At 66.7% G+C, this 15,478-nt stretch carries 17 protein-coding genes; 11 read left to right on the top strand and 6 right to left on the bottom strand.

Going from position 1 to position 15,478, the window contains the following annotated elements; all coding sequences use genetic code 11:
* Window positions 1-236 precede the first annotated feature (236 nt).
* The 3 genes from DM992_RS25395 (at window position 237) to DM992_RS25385 (ending at window position 3,355) form a co-directional block, all read left to right on the top strand.
* Window positions 237-2,315: a carbon starvation CstA family protein gene (locus DM992_RS25395; protein WP_111019134.1), complete on the top strand. Its 2,079-nt coding sequence runs from the start codon at window positions 237-239 to the stop codon at window positions 2,313-2,315.
* A gap of 12 nt (window positions 2,316-2,327) precedes the next feature.
* Entirely contained in the window at window positions 2,328-2,534 is a 207-nt protein-coding gene (locus tag DM992_RS25390; RefSeq protein ID WP_006480280.1) for a YbdD/YjiX family protein, read from the top strand.
* A gap of 200 nt (window positions 2,535-2,734) precedes the next feature.
* On the top strand, window positions 2,735-3,355 hold the full coding sequence (locus DM992_RS25385; protein ID WP_111019133.1) for a hemolysin III family protein: 621 nt from the start codon (window positions 2,735-2,737) through the stop codon (window positions 3,353-3,355).
* Window positions 3,356-3,461: 106 nt separating this feature from the next.
* Here the strand turns inward: DM992_RS25385 and DM992_RS25380 are convergent, their stop codons facing one another.
* Complete coding sequence (locus DM992_RS25380) at window positions 3,462-3,905, bottom strand: nuclear transport factor 2 family protein (protein WP_111019132.1); 444 nt, start codon at window positions 3,903-3,905, stop codon at window positions 3,462-3,464.
* Window positions 3,906-4,024: 119 nt separating this feature from the next.
* Window positions 4,025-4,378, bottom strand: coding sequence for a DOPA 4,5-dioxygenase family protein (locus DM992_RS25375; RefSeq protein WP_111019131.1), 354 nt, complete (start codon window positions 4,376-4,378; stop codon window positions 4,025-4,027).
* 489 nt (window positions 4,379-4,867) lie between these two features.
* On the opposite strand from DM992_RS25375, the gene DM992_RS25370 reads away from it, so the two are divergent.
* Genes DM992_RS25370 through DM992_RS25360 form a run of 3 tightly spaced genes read left to right on the top strand, consistent with a single transcriptional unit; the run spans window position 4,868 to window position 5,948 of the window.
* Complete coding sequence (locus tag DM992_RS25370; protein WP_111019130.1) at window positions 4,868-5,245, top strand: hypothetical protein; 378 nt, start codon at window positions 4,868-4,870, stop codon at window positions 5,243-5,245.
* 14 nt (window positions 5,246-5,259) lie between these two features.
* Entirely contained in the window at window positions 5,260-5,463 is a 204-nt protein-coding gene (locus DM992_RS25365) for a hypothetical protein (RefSeq protein ID WP_111020389.1), read from the top strand.
* The gene (locus DM992_RS25360) at window positions 5,460-5,948 is read left to right on the top strand and encodes a hypothetical protein (protein WP_111019129.1); all 489 of its coding nucleotides are present in this window, start codon (window positions 5,460-5,462) and stop codon (window positions 5,946-5,948) included. The genes DM992_RS25365 and DM992_RS25360 overlap by 4 nt, the downstream gene beginning before the upstream one ends.
* A gap of 222 nt (window positions 5,949-6,170) precedes the next feature.
* Here the strand turns inward: DM992_RS25360 and hpnH are convergent, their stop codons facing one another.
* Both hpnH and ispH read right to left on the bottom strand, forming a co-directional pair.
* Window positions 6,171-7,331 carry an adenosyl-hopene transferase HpnH gene (gene hpnH, locus DM992_RS25355; RefSeq protein ID WP_111019128.1) on the bottom strand — a complete coding sequence of 387 codons (1,161 nt, stop codon included), beginning with the start codon at window positions 7,329-7,331 and terminating at the stop codon, window positions 6,171-6,173.
* A gap of 12 nt (window positions 7,332-7,343) precedes the next feature.
* On the bottom strand, window positions 7,344-8,285 hold the full coding sequence (ispH, locus tag DM992_RS25350) for a 4-hydroxy-3-methylbut-2-enyl diphosphate reductase (protein WP_050013381.1): 942 nt from the start codon (window positions 8,283-8,285) through the stop codon (window positions 7,344-7,346).
* A 397-nt stretch (window positions 8,286-8,682) separates the two neighbouring features.
* Between ispH and DM992_RS25340 the strand changes: the two genes are divergently transcribed.
* Window positions 8,683-9,870 carry a glycosyltransferase gene (locus DM992_RS25340; RefSeq protein WP_111019126.1) on the top strand — a complete coding sequence of 396 codons (1,188 nt, stop codon included), beginning with the start codon at window positions 8,683-8,685 and terminating at the stop codon, window positions 9,868-9,870.
* Window positions 9,871-9,989: 119 nt separating this feature from the next.
* Here the strand turns inward: DM992_RS25340 and DM992_RS25335 are convergent, their stop codons facing one another.
* On the bottom strand, window positions 9,990-11,384 hold the full coding sequence (locus DM992_RS25335) for a phage tail protein (RefSeq protein WP_111019125.1): 1,395 nt from the start codon (window positions 11,382-11,384) through the stop codon (window positions 9,990-9,992).
* A gap of 108 nt (window positions 11,385-11,492) precedes the next feature.
* Window positions 11,493-12,500 (bottom strand): hopanoid-associated sugar epimerase, encoded by a 1,008-nt coding sequence (gene hpnA, locus DM992_RS25330; protein WP_048246118.1) that lies wholly within the window; start codon window positions 12,498-12,500, stop codon window positions 11,493-11,495.
* A gap of 170 nt (window positions 12,501-12,670) precedes the next feature.
* On the opposite strand from hpnA, the gene DM992_RS25325 reads away from it, so the two are divergent.
* From DM992_RS25325 to rarD, 4 genes are all read left to right on the top strand, one after another.
* Window positions 12,671-13,525 (top strand): transposase, encoded by an 855-nt coding sequence (locus tag DM992_RS25325; RefSeq protein ID WP_239511441.1) that lies wholly within the window; start codon window positions 12,671-12,673, stop codon window positions 13,523-13,525.
* A gap of 12 nt (window positions 13,526-13,537) precedes the next feature.
* On the top strand, window positions 13,538-13,747 hold the full coding sequence (locus DM992_RS42880) for a transposase (RefSeq protein WP_343212474.1): 210 nt from the start codon (window positions 13,538-13,540) through the stop codon (window positions 13,745-13,747).
* Window positions 13,748-14,013: 266 nt separating this feature from the next.
* A complete protein-coding gene (locus tag DM992_RS25315) occupies window positions 14,014-14,310 on the top strand; it encodes an acylphosphatase (RefSeq protein ID WP_034187849.1) in 297 nt (98 codons plus the stop codon).
* A gap of 16 nt (window positions 14,311-14,326) precedes the next feature.
* Window positions 14,327-15,226 carry an EamA family transporter RarD gene (gene rarD, locus DM992_RS25310; RefSeq protein WP_111019123.1) on the top strand — a complete coding sequence of 300 codons (900 nt, stop codon included), beginning with the start codon at window positions 14,327-14,329 and terminating at the stop codon, window positions 15,224-15,226.
* Window positions 15,227-15,478: the final 252 nt, after the last annotated feature.

The following is a 15,478-nucleotide window of genomic DNA, read 5'->3' as shown; positions in this document are numbered from 1 at the left end:
TGGGAACAAATTTATGCAAACCGACGCGGCCGGATGGCGTCCATGCGACGCGTGCCTACGTAATTCTACGTAGCCTCGCATACGTAATTATCCGCTTGTAAGCTGCCCCCGTCGCACGGAATACTACGGCCCATTGCCGCGGCCTTTGCAAGACCGTGGCATGACGCATCGACGTCACGCGTGTGCGGCCACTTCGCCGCATGCCATCAAAACCACATTGGAGACCAGGAGACGCCATGAATCGGGCTTCCAGTACCCTGCTCTGGATCGCGGTCGCGCTGCTCGGCGCGTTCTCGTTCGGAACGATCGCACTCGCGCACGGCGAGCGCGTCAGTGCCCTCTGGATCGTGATCGCCGCTGTCTGCGTGTATCTGATCGCGTATCGCTTCTACAGCCGTTTCATCGCCAGCAAGGTCATGCAGCTCGACGGGCTGCGGATGACGCCGGCGGTCAAGTACAACGACGGCCTCGACTACGTGCCGACCAACAAGTACGTGCTGTTCGGCCATCACTTCGCCGCGATCGCCGGCGCGGGGCCGCTCGTCGGGCCCGTGCTCGCTGCGCAGATGGGCTACACGCCCGGCATGCTGTGGATCCTTGCCGGTGTCGTGTTCGCCGGCGCGGTGCAGGACTTCATCGTGCTGTTCATCTCGACGCGCCGCGACGGCCGCTCGCTCGGCGATCTCGTCAAGATGGAGCTCGGCACGGTGCCCGGCGTGATCGCGCTGTTCGGCGCGTTCCTGATCATGGTGATCATTCTCGCGGTGCTCGCGCTGATCGTCGTGAAGGCGCTGACCAATTCGCCGTGGGGCACGTTCACCGTCGCCGCGACGATTCCGATCGCGCTGTTCATGGGCGTCTATACGCGCTACATCCGTCCGGGCCGCATCGGCGAAGTGTCGATCATCGGCTTCGTGCTGCTGATGGCGTCGATCGCGTTCGGCCAGACCGTTCACGATTCGCCCGCGCTCGCCGCATGGTTCACGTTCAGCGGCACGCAGCTCACGTGGATCCTGATCGGCTATGGCTTCGTCGCCTCGGTGCTGCCGGTGTGGCTGCTGCTCGCGCCGCGCGACTACCTGTCGACGTTCCTGAAGATCGGCACGATCCTCGGCCTCGCGATCGGCATCCTGGTCGTTGCGCCGGAACTGAAGATGCCCGCGCTGACGAAGTTCGTCGACGGCACGGGCCCGGTGTGGTCGGGCAACCTGTTCCCGTTCCTGTTCATCACGATCGCATGCGGCGCGGTGTCGGGCTTCCACGCGCTGATCTCGTCGGGCACGACGCCGAAGCTGATCGACAACGAAACCAACGCGCGCTTCATCGGTTACGGCGCGATGCTGATGGAATCGTTCGTCGCGATCATGGCGCTGGTCGCCGCATGCGTGATCGAGCCGGGCATCTACTTCGCGATGAACGCGCCGGCCGCCGTGCTCGGCTCGACGCCGGAAGCCGTCGCGAACACCGTCACGCAGTGGGGCTTCGTGCTGACGCCCGACATGCTGACGCAGACCGCGAAGGCCGTCGGCGAAACGACGATCATCGCGCGTGCGGGCGGCGCGCCGACGCTGGCCGTCGGCATGGCGCACATCCTGCACCAGGTGATCGGCGGCGAAGCGATGATGGCGTTCTGGTATCACTTCGCGATCCTGTTCGAGGCGCTGTTCATCCTGACGGCCGTCGACGCCGGCACGCGCGCGGGCCGCTTCATGCTGCAGGATCTGCTCGGCACGTTCCACCCGGCGCTCAAGCGTACCGAGTCGCTGCCCGCGAACCTGGTCGCCACCGGGCTGTGCGTGGCCGCGTGGGGCTACTTCCTGTACCAGGGTGTGGTCGATCCGCTCGGCGGCATCAACACGCTGTGGCCGCTGTTCGGCATCTCGAACCAGATGCTCGCCGCGATCGCGCTGGTGCTCGGCACCGTCGTGCTGTTCAAGATGAAGCGCGAGCGCTATGCATGGGTGACGATCGTGCCGACCGCGTGGCTGCTGATCTGCACGCTGACGGCCGGCTGGCAGAAGATTTTCGATGCGAACCCGAAGGTCAGCTTCCTCGCGCACGCCGCGAAGCTGCAGGCCGCGGTGGACGAAGGCAAGGTGCTCGCGCCGGCCAAGTCGATCGCGCAGATGAAGCGGATCATCTTCAACGACTACATCGATGCGGCGCTGGCCGGGCTGTTCATCTTCGTCGTCGTCAGCATCGCGGTATACGGCGCGATCGCCGTGCTGCGCGCGCGCCGCGAGTCGAGGCCGACCGTGCGCGAGACGCCGTACGAAGCGATGCCGGCCGCGCAGGCGCTCGGCAGCGGACGTTAAGGGGAGGCCGCGATGTTCAGCGATCTCGGCAGCGACCTGCGCAGCGCGGGGCGTTACCTCGGGCAGGCGTTGCGGCTGATGGTCGGCCTGCCCGACTACGACACCTACGTCGCGCACATGCGCGAAACCCATCCGGACCGCGAGCCGATGACGTACGAGGAATTTTTCCGCGAGCGTCAGAATGCGCGGTACGGGTCGGGAGCAGGGAAGTGTTGCTGAACCAACCGGGCCGGTGAAACGGTTCGTTGATCGACAAGGAAGCGCCGCGATGGATTTCGCGGCGCTTTTTCTTTGGCGGGGTGGGCGGCGCGCCTGTCGCGGGTATCGCCGCGTCGTTTGCCGGTGCGCAGCACGGCAACGTCCGGTGGCCGGTATCATAGAACTCATTTTTTCCCGGTGGACCCGCAGGAGAACACGTCGTGCATGTCGGTGAGCGTTTCAACAGCATTTCCCATCTCGTCGGCGCGGTGCTGTCGGTGGCCGGCCTCGTGGCGCTCGTGACGATGGGCGCGCTCGAAGGCGACCCGTACAAGGTGGTGAGCTTCAGCGTGTACGGCGCGATGCTGATCCTGCTCTACGCGATTTCGACGCTGTACCACAGCGTGCGCAACCCGCGCCTGAAAGCGATCCTGCAGAAATGCGACCATTCGGCGATCTACCTGCTGATTGCCGGCAGCTACACGCCGTTCACGCTGGTCACGTTGCGCGGCCCGTGGGGCTGGTCGCTGTTCGGCGTGAGCTGGGGGCTCGCCGTGCTGGGCATCGTGCAGGAACTGACGCTCGGGCGGCGCACGCGCATGCTGTCGATGATCCTGTACGTGCTGATGGGCTGGCTCGCGCTCGTCGCGGTGCGCCCGCTGATCCATGCGCTGCCGCCGGTGGGCACCGCGTGGCTCGTGGCCGGCGGCGTGATCTACAGTGCCGGGATCTACTTCTTCGTCAACGACGAGCGCATCCGCCACGGGCACGGTATCTGGCACCTTTTCGTGCTGGCCGGCAGCCTGTGCCAGTTCGTCAGTGTCGCGATGTATGTCGCGTGAGCGCAATGCGGCGTTGACCCGGTGACGACGCGCCACGGGCGCGTCCGGGGAATGCGCTGTCGGCGCGCGGTGGTCTGCATGGGCGCGGCCCGCTTGCCGGCGGCCGTCATGCGCGGTCGGGCGCCGGCGTCGCGGCCTGCAGCGCGAGAAAGCCGACCCATCCCCAGTACACGCGATGATGAGCGATCAGCCCGTCGCGCAGATCCATCACCTCGACGAGATCGACCTGGTCGCCTTCCGGCGTTTCGCGCGGATATTCCCATGTGAGCTGGCGGCCGTTCGAGAAGAACAGCCCGGTTCGGTACCAGCGTCCTAGCCTGTTGCCCGGATTGCGCAGGCCGGCCGCGAAGAATTCGCCGATCGCGGCCTTGCCGTGCAGCACGCCGGAGCCGTGCGCGGGCAGCGTGACGACGGCGAGCGGTGTTTCGAGCACCGCGTCGTCCGCGTACAGCGCCATCAGCGCATCGAGGTCGCGAGCGACGACGGCGGCATGCCAGCCTTCATGGATGCGCCGGGCATCGGCGTCGGCGTCGGTGTCGGTGTATGTCATGGCGGGTTCCCTGAAGCGTCGATAACGGAACCCACTGTATTAGCGCGACGCCGCGAGACGTTTCACGTCGGCCCGAAACGTGGATGCGGCCCTGGTTGAAGGCGGCCGCGCGTCAGCCCTTATCCGGCCAGCGCGTCGAGATTCAGCACATACGACTTCCCGATCCACACTGCGCAATCGCGATGGTCGCGCAGGTCGTCGCCGGTATTCGGGTGCAGGAAGATATCGAGTGCGCCGTGATTCAGTACGAGCCACGGCACGATGTCGTCGAATCGCGCGGCGTCGAATGCAATCTGGTACGACCAGGTCGGATGCGGGCCGACGAGGCGTTCGTGAAAGCGGCCGAGTTCGATGACCGCGCCGAACCGTTCGTCGACGATCTGGCGAAACGCCCAGGCCGCGTCGCGGCTGGCCGCATCGAAATAGACGTGCGCGTGCCAACTGTCGATGGCGGTGGTGTCGAGGGCAGCCATGGAAGGACTCGATAAAAAAGGGGAATGCGTGAAGCGCCGTGCGAACGGCCGATGCGTGATTATCGCGCGTCCTTGCCGTATGCGTCGTGTCACGGCCCGGCAATCCGAAGCCGATGATTTGTCCTGTATCAGAAGAATCGTTTGATCCGATGAAACCGGGTTTGTGGTATTCGCCTGCGCGATATCACGCCGGAAGCCGTGCCGGCACGTGCGCCGGCCGCAATCGCACAGTCAACACGTCATTTCGGAAATTGAAAAAGCGTTGCGCGCGTCGCGTCGGTTCGTCCGGAAAAATGCGAACAGGCAGTTGAATGAAATAAAGAAATTCCGTTTCGGCGGGATGGGCGAATGACGCAGATCGCACGCCGAATGCAAGGCTGAAAATATCAATTGCGAAATCGGCTATTCAAGCGAAATGCGGCCCGACATACGATGGCTTCAACGCATCGACGATCGTGATCGATGCGGGGACAACCATCTGGAGCCACCATGCGATCCCTCGTTCCCGTTGCTGTTCTTTCCTGCGCACTCGTTGCGCTGCCCGCCGTCAGCTTTGCGCAGTCGGCCGGCTCAGACTGGTCGCCGCATGCCGCGCGGCTGAGCTGGTCGGCGGCGCGCGCCGAAACCGACGCGCAACTGATGCAGATGACGCGTGCCGGCTATCGCGCGACGACGGCCGGCAACCAGAACTATCCGCTCGCGATGCAGCGTGCGCTCGAACGTGTCCACAATCCGGTGCCCGACCGGTCGCGCGAAGAGCGGGCCGCGATGGAAGCGCGCGCCGCGCGCGACGCGCAGGGCGGCCATCCGGTCAAGGCGTTCTTCGTGAAGACCGCGTACTACCTGAAGGGCGAGAACACGTTCTGATGCAGGAGACGCGCATGGCTTGCCCGATCCGATTCGCCGACGTCGTGCGCGCGTCGGCGCCGCGCCGGTTGCCGGATGCGCGAGCGACGCCGCGACGCAGCGTCGCGCGACGCCGTGCGAAGCGCAACCACGATGCAGGCCGCGGCACGATCGCGTGCCGCGCCGCGTGGCCGGATTTCGCGGCGAGCGATGCTGCCGCCAGCGAGCGCGAATCATGAAGGCCAGCCGGAAGAACCGTCGCCACGTGCCGCTGACCCGCGAATGGCTGCTACCGCTGCCGCCCGCGCATGCACGCGACATCTCGCTGAAATGCCACATGGCGCTCGTCGCGCTGCGCGGCGAGCATGGCAACGAGGCGCTGCTGATGCGGTTGCGCACGAGCGTCTATCTGGTGTTCCTGGCGATCGACGATGCGGTGTGCGTGGACGCGGACATCGACCTGTGCGTCGATGCGGAGCGTGCGCTCGATGCGGGCGTGGCGCGCGCGGCGCAAAGCGGCGCATGGGCGCTGCGCGACGACGAGTGTGCGGTGCTCGAGCGCGTGCTCGCGGCGCACGACACCTGCGTCGCGACGCTCACGCGGCATCGGCTCGCCGAGCTGTGGCGTCAAGTCTGCATGTTCGCGACGAGCGGCCAGCCGGCACTCGTGGCGAGCGCGGCGGAGAAGATGCGCGTGCATGCGGCCGAATCGCTCGTCGCGTAGTGCCGAGCGCCAGTTTTGCAGGGAGGGTGGAGGAGACAGGGCCGGCCGCACCGGCGCGGCGATGCAATCGCGCGACGTCGGCGATTGCGCGGCCGCCGCGGCAACGTGGTGCGGGCACAATCCAGCGGCCCAAAACAAAAGCGCCACGGAGCGAACTCCGTGGCGCTTCATTCATGCCCGCGTGCCGGTGCGCAGGCGCAGCCCCCGCGACGCGAAACGCGCTTAAGCCGCCGTTGCCGGCTTCGCCGGCTTCTGCAGCTTGCCCTTGCCGGCGCGCTGGATTTCCTCGAGCTTGATCTCGACGTGGCGCGAGAATACGTACTCGGCCGGACGCTGCTTCGCGATCGAGATGTCCGGTGCGAACGGGCCGTCGGTCTTGATGCCCTTCGTGCTCACGCGCAGCGCCTTCAGCGGGTGCGCGATCGTGTCCATCACGGCCGTTGCCTCGAAGCCGCAGTGGACCATGCAGTCCGCGCACTTCTCGTAGTTGCCGACGCCGTAGTTGTCCCACTCGGTCGTTTCCATCAGTTCCTTGAAGGTCTTCACGTAACCTTCGCCGACCAGGTAGCACGGCTTCTGCCAGCCGAACACCGTACGCGCCGGGTTGCCCCACGGCGTGCACTTGTACGTCTGGTTGCCGGCCAGGAAGTCGAGGAACAGCGACGACTGGCTGAACGACCAGCGCTTGCCGCCTTCGCCGCGCTTCAGGATTTCGCGGAACAGGTTCTTCGTCTTGTCGCGGTTCAGGAAGTGCTGCTGATCCGGTGCGCGCTCGTACGCGTAGCCCGGCGACACCGTGATGCCGTCGACGCCGATCGGCCCCAGCGTGTCGAAGAACTTCGCCACGCGCTCGGGCACTGCATCGTTGAACAGCGTGCAGTTGATGTTCACGCGGAAGCCGCGGCGCTTCGCTTCCTTGATCGCCGCGACGGCCTTGTCGTACACGCCTTCCTGCGACACCGAGTGATCGTGCGCCTGCTTGTCGCCGTCCAGGTGGACCGACCAGACGAAATACGGGCTCGGCTCGTAGTCGTCCATCTTCTTTTCCATCAGCAGCGCGTTCGTGCACAGGTACACGAATTTCTTGCGCTTCATGATGCCCTTGACGATTTCCGGCATCTCCTTGTGGAGCAGCGGTTCGCCGCCGGCGATCGACACGACGGGCGCGCCGCACTCGTCGACGGCCTGCAGGCATTCCTCGACGGACAGGCGCTGGTTCAGGATCGGATCCGGATAATCGATCTTGCCGCAGCCGTTGCACGCGAGGTTGCAGCGGAACAGCGGCTCGAGCATCAGCGCGAGCGGATAGCGTTTGTTGCCGGACAGGTGCTGGCGCACGATGTATGCGCCTACACGGACTTGCTGGAGCAGCGGAATAGACAAGGGATGTCCTCCTTAAACTTCGCGGGCGACAGCTTGCGTGAGCTTCGCCGGCAGCTTGAATTCGACTTTTTCTTCACGGCCCGCCATCGTCGCGACATCGACGGGCCCCAGCGCGCGCAGCGCGCCGATTACATCCTCGACCATCTCTTCGGGCGCCGACGCGCCGGCGGTCAGGCCGACCGTCTGCACGCCCGCAAACCATTCGGCTTTCACTTCCGAGCCGTCGGCGACGAGATAGCTCGGCACACCGCTTTCGGTGCCGATCTCGCGCAGGCGGTTCGAGTTCGAGCTGTTCGTCGCGCCGACGACGAGCAGCACGTCAACCTGTTCGCTCAGCTCGCGCACGGCGGCCTGGCGATTCTGTGTGGCATAGCAGATGTCGCGCGTGTCCGGGCCGACCAGGTCGGTGAACCGGCGCTGCAGCGCTTCGATGATGCCGCGCGTGTCGTCGACCGACAGCGTGGTCTGCGTGATGTACGCGACCGGCGTATCGACGGGCAGCGTCAGCGTATCGACTTCGGCTTCGCTCTGCACGAGGATCACTTCGGCCGGAATCTGGCCGATCGTACCCTCGACTTCCGGGTGGCCCGCGTGGCCGATCAGGATCAGCCGGCGGCCCGCCGCCACATACTGGCGGCCCTGCACGTGCACCTTCGTGACGAGCGGGCAGGTCGCGTCGAGCACGTCGAGCCCGCGCGTTTGCGCATCGCGCTCGACCGTCTGGGCGACACCGTGCGCGCTGAAGATCGCGACAGCGCCGTGCGGCACCTCGTCGAGTTCCTCAACGAATCGTGCCCCTTTATTACGCAGGTTTTCGACGACATGCCGGTTATGGACGATCTCATGACGCACATAGACCGGCGCACCGTGCTGTTGCAGCGCGCGATCGACGATCTCGATTGCACGGACAACCCCCGCACAAAAGCCGCGGGGCTGGGCAAGGATGACTCGCATAAGTGAGCGAACTCCGACGACAGACGCCGGGGTTCGAAGAGCTGGCACCAACTCGATCGCCCCGGCTTGAAGTTATGAAGGCAGGAACGAACCGGCCAGACCAGGCCCCGGAACCCCGAATTAATCGCGCATTTTAACCCTATCGGGAAGTCCGTGCTCTGGTGCCGTGTCATCCGTGTTGCAATTGCGGGAGAGCCGCGTCGGCGCTGGCGCGCGCGGAACCCAGTAAACTACGCGGTTTCGCGGGCAGCCGCTCCGGCCGCCCGGCGTCGCGCTCATTTCAAGGCCATTCGATGACCGTCGATTCTTACGCGTATTGCCCGGCCGCCCGTGCGGTTTCGGGCGTTTTGTTCCTGACCCCCATTAAGCATGCCGGTATCCGGCCGGAGGCGCGCCGATGATGCTGGCGATCGCTTTCCTGGTGTCCGGCCTGTCGCTGATGATCTGGATCGTGCTGCTCGTCGCGCGCGGCGGCTTCTGGCGCGCGGTGCCGGCGCGGCCGCTGCCGCCCGACGCGCGCGGCGCCGCAGCTGACGCCGGCTGGCCGGCCGTCGTCGCGGTCGTGCCGGCGCGCAACGAGGCCGACGTGATCGCTCGCGCGGCGACTTCGCTGCTCGAGCAGGATTATCGGGGCGACTTTCATCTGATCATCGTCGACGACCACAGCGACGACGGCACCGCGGACGCGGCCCGCGCGGCGGCGCTCGCGATCAACCGCGCCGACCGGCTGACGGTGCTGGCCGCGAAGCCGCTGCCGGCCGGCTGGTCGGGCAAGGTGTGGGCGCAGTCGCAGGGGATCGCCGCAGTGCAGACGCTCGGCCTGCCGGCCGACTACCTGCTGCTGACGGATGCCGATATCGGCCACCCGCCCGACGCCGTCGCGCAGCTCGTCACGCGCGCGCAGGCCGAGCAGCGCGATCTCGTGTCGCTGATGGTGCGGCTGCGCTGCGATTCGTTCTGGGAAAAGGCGCTGATCCCGGCGTTCGTGTTCTTCTTCGCGAAGCTCTACCCGTTCTCGTGGATCAACAACCCGCGCAACCGGACGGCCGGCGCCGCGGGCGGCTGCATGCTCGTGAAGCGCACGGCGCTCGAGGAAGCGGGCGGCATCGAGTCGATCCGCGGTGCGCTGATCGACGACTGCAGCCTCGCCGCGCAGATCAAGCATCGCGGCAGCGGCCGCCATCCGATCCGGCTCGACCTGGCCGACCGCAGCGTGTCGCTGCGTCCGTACGACAGCTGGCGCGACATCTGGAACATGATCGCGCGCACCGCGTTCACGCAGCTGCACTATTCGCCGCTGCTGCTGGCCGGCACGCTGCTCGGGATGGTGATCATCTACCTCGTGCCGCCCGTCGCGGCGCTCGCGTACGGTGCGCGCGCGTGGCCGGCGTGGCTCGCGTGGGCGTCGATGTGCGCCGCGTATGCGCCGATGCTGCGCTACTACCGGCGCTCGCCGCTGTGGGCGCCCGCGCTGCCGCTCGTTGCGCTGTTCTACGTCGGCGCGACGTTCGCGTCCGCGTGGCGCTACTGGCGCGGCAAGGGCGGCCAGTGGAAGGCGCGTGTGCAGGCGCCGGTGGATCGCTGAGCGTTTCGCGCGCCGTTGGCGCGCGTCCCGGGACGCTGCCGTTCCGGCAGCCGGAAAGCAAACAGCCCGGTGGAAACCGGTCGGGCTGTGTCGTTTTCGGCGGTGCCGCCTGCCGGTGCTTACCGCTGGGTCAGCATCATGTACATCTGGATCACCACGTCGGGCGAGAACGTGAACGGCACCCAGCCGAAGCCGGTGTGGCGGGCGACCAGCAGGCGGTCGCCGTTCGACTGCTTCTGCACGGCCATCATCGGGTTCTTCGTCGACACGAAACGCCAGCCGGGCGGGATGCCCTGCGGCGGTTCCGGCTGCATCGACGCGCGCGCATGCGCCAGTTCCTCGATCAACTGGCCGAGCTGGTCCGGGTTCAGCGTGATCGATTCGCCGTTGATGGTTAGCGCGATCTCGTTCTGCGACGGCCGCGCCACGTGCAGCGTCGCTTTGTCGGCCGGAGCGGGGGCGGCTTCGGTTTCGGTCGCGGCTTCGGCTTGCGCCGGCGCGACGACAGCGGTTCCGGTGTCGGCCGTCGCATCGGCCGCAGCCGGCGCGGGGGCGTTCACAGCCGGTTCGGCCGCCGGCGTGTGCGCCGGTGCCGGTTCGAAGGTTTCGGCGGTTTCGGCGGCAACGGCCGGGGCGGCAACCGCGTTCGTCGCGGCTTCCTTGACGACGGCCTCGACCAGCGCTTCGGCGTCGGCGACGGCCTTCGCGTGGTGTTGCGCGGCGGCTTCGGCCTGCGCGATCGCTTCGGCATGGCGCTGTGTGAGGGCTTCGGCCTGCGCGGTGGCGTCGGCGTGGCGTTGCGCGGCGGCTTCGGCCTGAGCGATCGCTTCGGCGTGGCGTTGCGTGACGGCTTCGGCCTCGGCGGTCGCGTCGGCATGACGCTGCGCGGCGGCCTGCGTTTCTGCGATCGCTTCCGCGTGACGCTGCGCGAGCGCTTCGGCCTCGGCGATCGCGGCCGTGTGGCGCTGCGTGGCCGCTTCGGCTTCGGCGGTCGCTTGCGCGTGACGCTTCGCGGCGGCCTCGGCTTCGGCGGTCGCTGCCGCATGGCGCTGCGCGGCCGCATCGGCTTCGGTCGCGGCGGCGTCATGACGTTGCGCGGCGGCCTCCGCTTCGGCGATCGCCGCTGCGTGACGTTGCGATGCGGCTTCGGCATCCGCGTGACGTTGCGCGAGTGCTTCGGTCCGTGCGGTGGCTTCCGTATGGCGCTGCACGGCGGCTTCGGCTTGCGCGGCGGCATCCGTATGACGGTGAGCGGCGGCTTCGGCGGCGGCGGCGGCTTCCGCGTGGCGCTGCTGCGCGGCTTCGGCGTCGGCGGCTGCCGCCGTGTGGCGCTGCGCGGCGGCCTGCGCTTCGGCTTCCGCGGCAGCGTGACGTTGCGCGGCGGCCTGGGCTTCCGCTGCTGCGGCGCGCGCGAAGGCTTCCGCGCTGCGGGCCGCCTGCTGCGCGGCGTGGTGATCGTGGAGGAGCTGATCGACGCCCGCGTTGAGCGAATCGATCTGATCGTTCAGGTTCATGCGTGTCTTCTCTGCGTAAGACCCGCGATTTTACCCGCTGCGCCGGTGCCGGTCCGCGCGCGACGTGTAACAAAGTGCGCAAGGCGGCGCGTCGCGCGCCGCTTTGTGTTATTTCAGGTACCCCGCCGAGCCGAACCAGTCGAGCGCATCGCGCAGCCCTTCGCGGTACGGGCGGGCGCGGTAGCCGAGCTCGCGCTCTGCCTTCGCGGACGTGAAATACATCTTGTTCTTCGACATCCGCAGCCCGTCCACGGTGACGAACGGCTCCTTCTTCGTGAACTTCGCGACCGCTTCGGCGCCGACCGCGAGCGGGTACAGCGGCCAGCGCGGCAGCGCGATCGTCGGCGCCTTGCGGCCCGTCATCTGCGCGATGTCGGCCAGCATCTGCTGCAGCGGCAGGTTCTCGCCGCCGAGGATGTAGCGCTCGCCGATCCGGCCGCGTTCGAGCGCGAGGAAGTGGCCGTGCGCGACGTCGTCGACGTGCACGAGGTTCAGCCCCGTGTCGACGAACGCGGGAATCTTGCCGAGCGCGGCCTCGACGATGATGCGGCCGGTCGGCGTCGGCTTCACGTCGCGCGGGCCGATCGGCGTCGACGGGTTGACGATCACGGCCGGCAGCCCTTCGTCGGCGATCATCCGCTCGACCGCGCGTTCCGCGAGCACCTTGCTGCGCTTGTAGACGCCGATCGCCTGCTCGGGCGTGAGCGGCCGGTTTTCGTCGGACGGGTCGCCCGCGCTCGTGACCTTGAGCGTCGCGACGCTGCTCGTGTAGACGATCCGCTCGACGCCTTCGGCGCGTGCCGCACGCATCGTCGCGACCGCGCCTTCGAGGTTCGCGCGCTCGATCTCGTCGGGATCGGGCGCCCACAGCCGGTAGTCGGCCGCCACGTGCAGCAGGTAGCGCACGCCGCGCAGCGCGGCGCGCATCGACGCCTCGTCGCGCATGTCGCCGGTGACGATCTCGGCATCGAGATCCGCGACGTTCGTGCGCGGGCTGGTCGGGCGTACGAGCACGCGCACCGCATAGCCTTTCTGCTGCGCGATGCGCGCGACGGCCGAGCCGACGAAACCGGACGCGCCGGTGACGAGAACGAGATCGCGGGAGGTATCAGTCATCAGATTGGTTCCAGGAAACCCAGCCCTTCACGCTGGGGATGAAAAGAGTGGTTGCGGAATGGCCGCTTCTCCAGAGCTTGAGGTACACGCAAGCCTGTGACATGGTTTGAGGCATGGATATCTAGCGCGCCTATCGATTTCGGTTCTACCCTACGCCAAAGCAAGCGGAGATTCTTGCGCGAACGTTTGGGTGTGCGCGCTTCGCGTACAACCACATGCTGCGAATGCGCACCGATGCGTGGCTGCAGCGTCAGGCGCGTGTCGGCTATCACGAAATCTCCGCCGCGCTCACCGCGCTGAAGAAAACGCCCGAACATGCCTGGCTGAACGAAGTCAGTTCGGTTCCGCTCCAGCAGGCGTTGCGCCACTTGCAGACTGCGTTTGCGAACTTCTTCGCCAAGCGCGCGAAGTACCCGAAGTTCCGGTGCAAGGATGGCATACAACCGGCCGAGTACACGGCAAGCGCCTTCAAGTGGGACGGTACTTCGCTGAAGCTGGCGAAGATGGACGCGCCGCTCGCGATCCGCTGGTCACGAACAATTCCGAAAGGCGTGAAGGTAACTACAGTCACGGTATCGAAGGACACTGCCGGTCGATACCACGTCTCGATGCTTTGCGACGACGTGATTTCCGCAAAAGCGGAAGCAATCGGCGCGGTCTGCATTGACTTCGGGTTGACAGGTTTTGTCGTTCTTTCGACGGGCGAGAAGGTTCCTGCGCCGAATGCGTTTCGCAAGAACGAAGCCAAGCTTGCCAAGTTGCAACGGCGACTGGAAAAGAAGCAGAAGGGTTCCGCCAACCGCCGGAGGGCGAAACTCAAAGTCGCACGCATGCACGCCAAGGTGGCAGATTTCCGCAGGGATTTCTTGCACAAGCTTTCGACCCGGCAGATCGACGAAAACCAAGTGATCGCCATCGAAAGCCTTGGCATTAGCCGCATGCAGCAGAACCGACGGCTCGCGAAATCGATCAGCGACGCAGGCTGGTCGGAATTCGTGCGGCAGTTGACGTACAAGGCAGCGTGATAGGGTCGCACGCTGATCGCCATCGATCGCTGGTACCCGTCCAGCAAACGTTGCTCCGATTGCGGCCATACCGTAGCCAGCATGCCATTGAAGGTGCGCGCTTGGGCCTGGCCTGCATGCGGGGCGAACCACGATCGCGACACCAACGCTGCGCGTAATGTTTTGGCCGCCGGACTGGCGGTGTCAGCCCATGGAGAAAGCATAAGTCCCATGTCTCTTTGAGGCGATGTCGGGTTGCATTCGGCGAAGTGGGAAGCCCCTACCTTTAGGTAGAGTGGCAGTCAAGCGTTTCCTGCAGGGCCGCGCGCGAGCGGCGCGGCGGTTGAGCGTCGGCGAGATTGTACGTGGTCGGCGCGCGCGGCGACGCAACGCCGGCATCCCGGCTGGCCGTGCTTCCGTGGCGGCGCGCGGCCGGCCCGCCGCACGCGTGTGCGAAGCGGCCGACGCGACTACAATGCCGGGCTTGAATGCAACGGGAGGGCGACGCGATGAGCCGCAATGAACTGGACGAACGGATCGAGACCTACTACGTGCGGGTGCGCGGCGTCGTGCAGGGCGTCGGCTTCCGTCATGCGACGGTGCGCGAGGCGCATGCGCTGAAGCTGCGCGGCTGGGTCGCGAATCTCGAGGACGGCAGCGTCGAGGCGATGATCCAGGGCCCCGGCGCGCAGATCGACCGGATGCTCGCGTGGCTGCGCCACGGGCCGCCGGCCGCGCGCGTGACCGAGGTGACGTTCGAGGAACGCCGGACCGAAAGGCGCTTCGAGCGTTTCCAGCAGCAGTAACAGGCGCACAACAACCATGACGGGGTATCCGGAAGCCGGGCGCGGCCTCTTGCTGTCGGTGACGGCATCGACGCTGTTCGCGCTGATGTCGGCTTACGCGAAACTGCTCGCGCCGCTCACCGGGCTCGACATCTTCGCGTGGCGCGTACTGTGGACCGCGCCGGGCGCGCTCGCGCTGATCGCGCTGCGCGGCCGCTGGCCCGTGCTCGTCGACCTCGCGTGGCGCGGCGTGCGCGACTGGCGCCTGCTGATCGCGCTGCCCGCGAGCGCGGCGCTGCTCGGCCTGCAGTTGTGGCTGTTCCTGTGGGCACCGCTGCACGGCCGCATGCTCGAAGTGTCGCTCGGCTATTTCCTGCTGCCGCTGACGATGGTGCTCGTCGGCCGCTTCTACTATCACGAACGCCTCGACCCGCTGCAGTGGGCGGCGGTCGCGTGCGCCGCGCTCGGCGTCGTGCACGAAGTGTGGGCGACCCGCGCGTTCGCGTGGCCGACGCTCGTCGTCGCGCTCGGCTATCCGCCGTATTTCGTGCTGCGCCGCCGGATCAACGCGGATTCGCTGGCCGCGTTCGCGATCGAGATCGCGCTGCTGTGCCCGGTCGCGTTCGCGATGGTCGCGGCGAGCACGACGCGCGTCGCGAGCAATCCGGTGCTGTGGGCCGCGCTGCTGCCGGGGCTCGGCGTGCTCAGCACGCTCGCGCTCGCAAGCTACCTGAAGGCGAGCCGGATGCTGCCGATGGCGCTGTTCGGGATTCTCGGTTACGTCGAGCCCGTGCTGCTCGTCGCGGTGTCGCTGCTGCTGCTCGGCGAGACGCTGAGCGTCGCGAAGCTCGCGACGTACGGGCCGATCTGGGTCGCCGTCGCGCTGACCGCGTGGCACAGCGCAATGCTGATGCGGCGATTGCCCGCGCGCGGATAAGTTTCGATCTTGATCGTGGTGCGGCGGCCGTATGGAACGTGCCGCGCGTCGCGTATCGCTCGACGATCGAACAGCGGTCGAACCGTGATCGAACACATCGATGCTGACTGCAAACTGGCGCCGTGCTGGCGTGAATCTGGCAGCGCCGCCTGCTTCATTTCGCCAGCCTCGCGCCTGTAATCGAACAGAAGATTCGGTTGCACTTTGTTACTTAGGGTCTCCCCCGATCGGCCATAGACTGGTCTGACCGAC

The organism is Burkholderia sp. JP2-270 (genome assembly GCF_003233675.1).
GTDB classification, from domain to species: Bacteria; Pseudomonadota; Gammaproteobacteria; order Burkholderiales; family Burkholderiaceae; genus Burkholderia; species Burkholderia pyrrocinia_C.
The sequence above is the reverse complement of the archived record's forward strand: the minus strand, read 5'-3'. Positions and strand labels throughout refer to the sequence as shown.

Bases quoted from the DNA above. Each gene is read 5' to 3' on its own strand.
- DM992_RS25395 (WP_111019134.1), top strand. From the start codon at position 237: ATGAATCGGGCTTCCAGTACCCTGCTCTGGATCGCGGTCGCGCTGCTC.
- DM992_RS25390 (WP_006480280.1), top strand. From the start codon at position 2,328: ATGTTCAGCGATCTCGGCAGCGACCTGCGCAGCGCGGGGCGTTACCTC.
- DM992_RS25380 (WP_111019132.1), bottom strand. From the start codon at position 3,905: ATGACATACACCGACACCGACGCCGACGCCGATGCCCGGCGCATCCAT.
- DM992_RS25375 (WP_111019131.1), bottom strand. From the start codon at position 4,378: ATGGCTGCCCTCGACACCACCGCCATCGACAGTTGGCACGCGCACGTC.
- DM992_RS25370 (WP_111019130.1), top strand. From the start codon at position 4,868: ATGCGATCCCTCGTTCCCGTTGCTGTTCTTTCCTGCGCACTCGTTGCG.
- DM992_RS25365 (WP_111020389.1), top strand. From the start codon at position 5,260: ATGGCTTGCCCGATCCGATTCGCCGACGTCGTGCGCGCGTCGGCGCCG.
- DM992_RS25360 (WP_111019129.1), top strand. From the start codon at position 5,460: ATGAAGGCCAGCCGGAAGAACCGTCGCCACGTGCCGCTGACCCGCGAA.
- ispH (WP_050013381.1), bottom strand. From the start codon at position 8,285: ATGCGAGTCATCCTTGCCCAGCCCCGCGGCTTTTGTGCGGGGGTTGTC.
- DM992_RS25340 (WP_111019126.1), top strand. From the start codon at position 8,683: ATGATGCTGGCGATCGCTTTCCTGGTGTCCGGCCTGTCGCTGATGATC.
- DM992_RS25335 (WP_111019125.1), bottom strand. From the start codon at position 11,384: ATGAACCTGAACGATCAGATCGATTCGCTCAACGCGGGCGTCGATCAG.
- hpnA (WP_048246118.1), bottom strand. From the start codon at position 12,500: ATGACTGATACCTCCCGCGATCTCGTTCTCGTCACCGGCGCGTCCGGT.
- DM992_RS25315 (WP_034187849.1), top strand. From the start codon at position 14,014: ATGAGCCGCAATGAACTGGACGAACGGATCGAGACCTACTACGTGCGG.
- rarD (WP_111019123.1), top strand. From the start codon at position 14,327: ATGACGGGGTATCCGGAAGCCGGGCGCGGCCTCTTGCTGTCGGTGACG.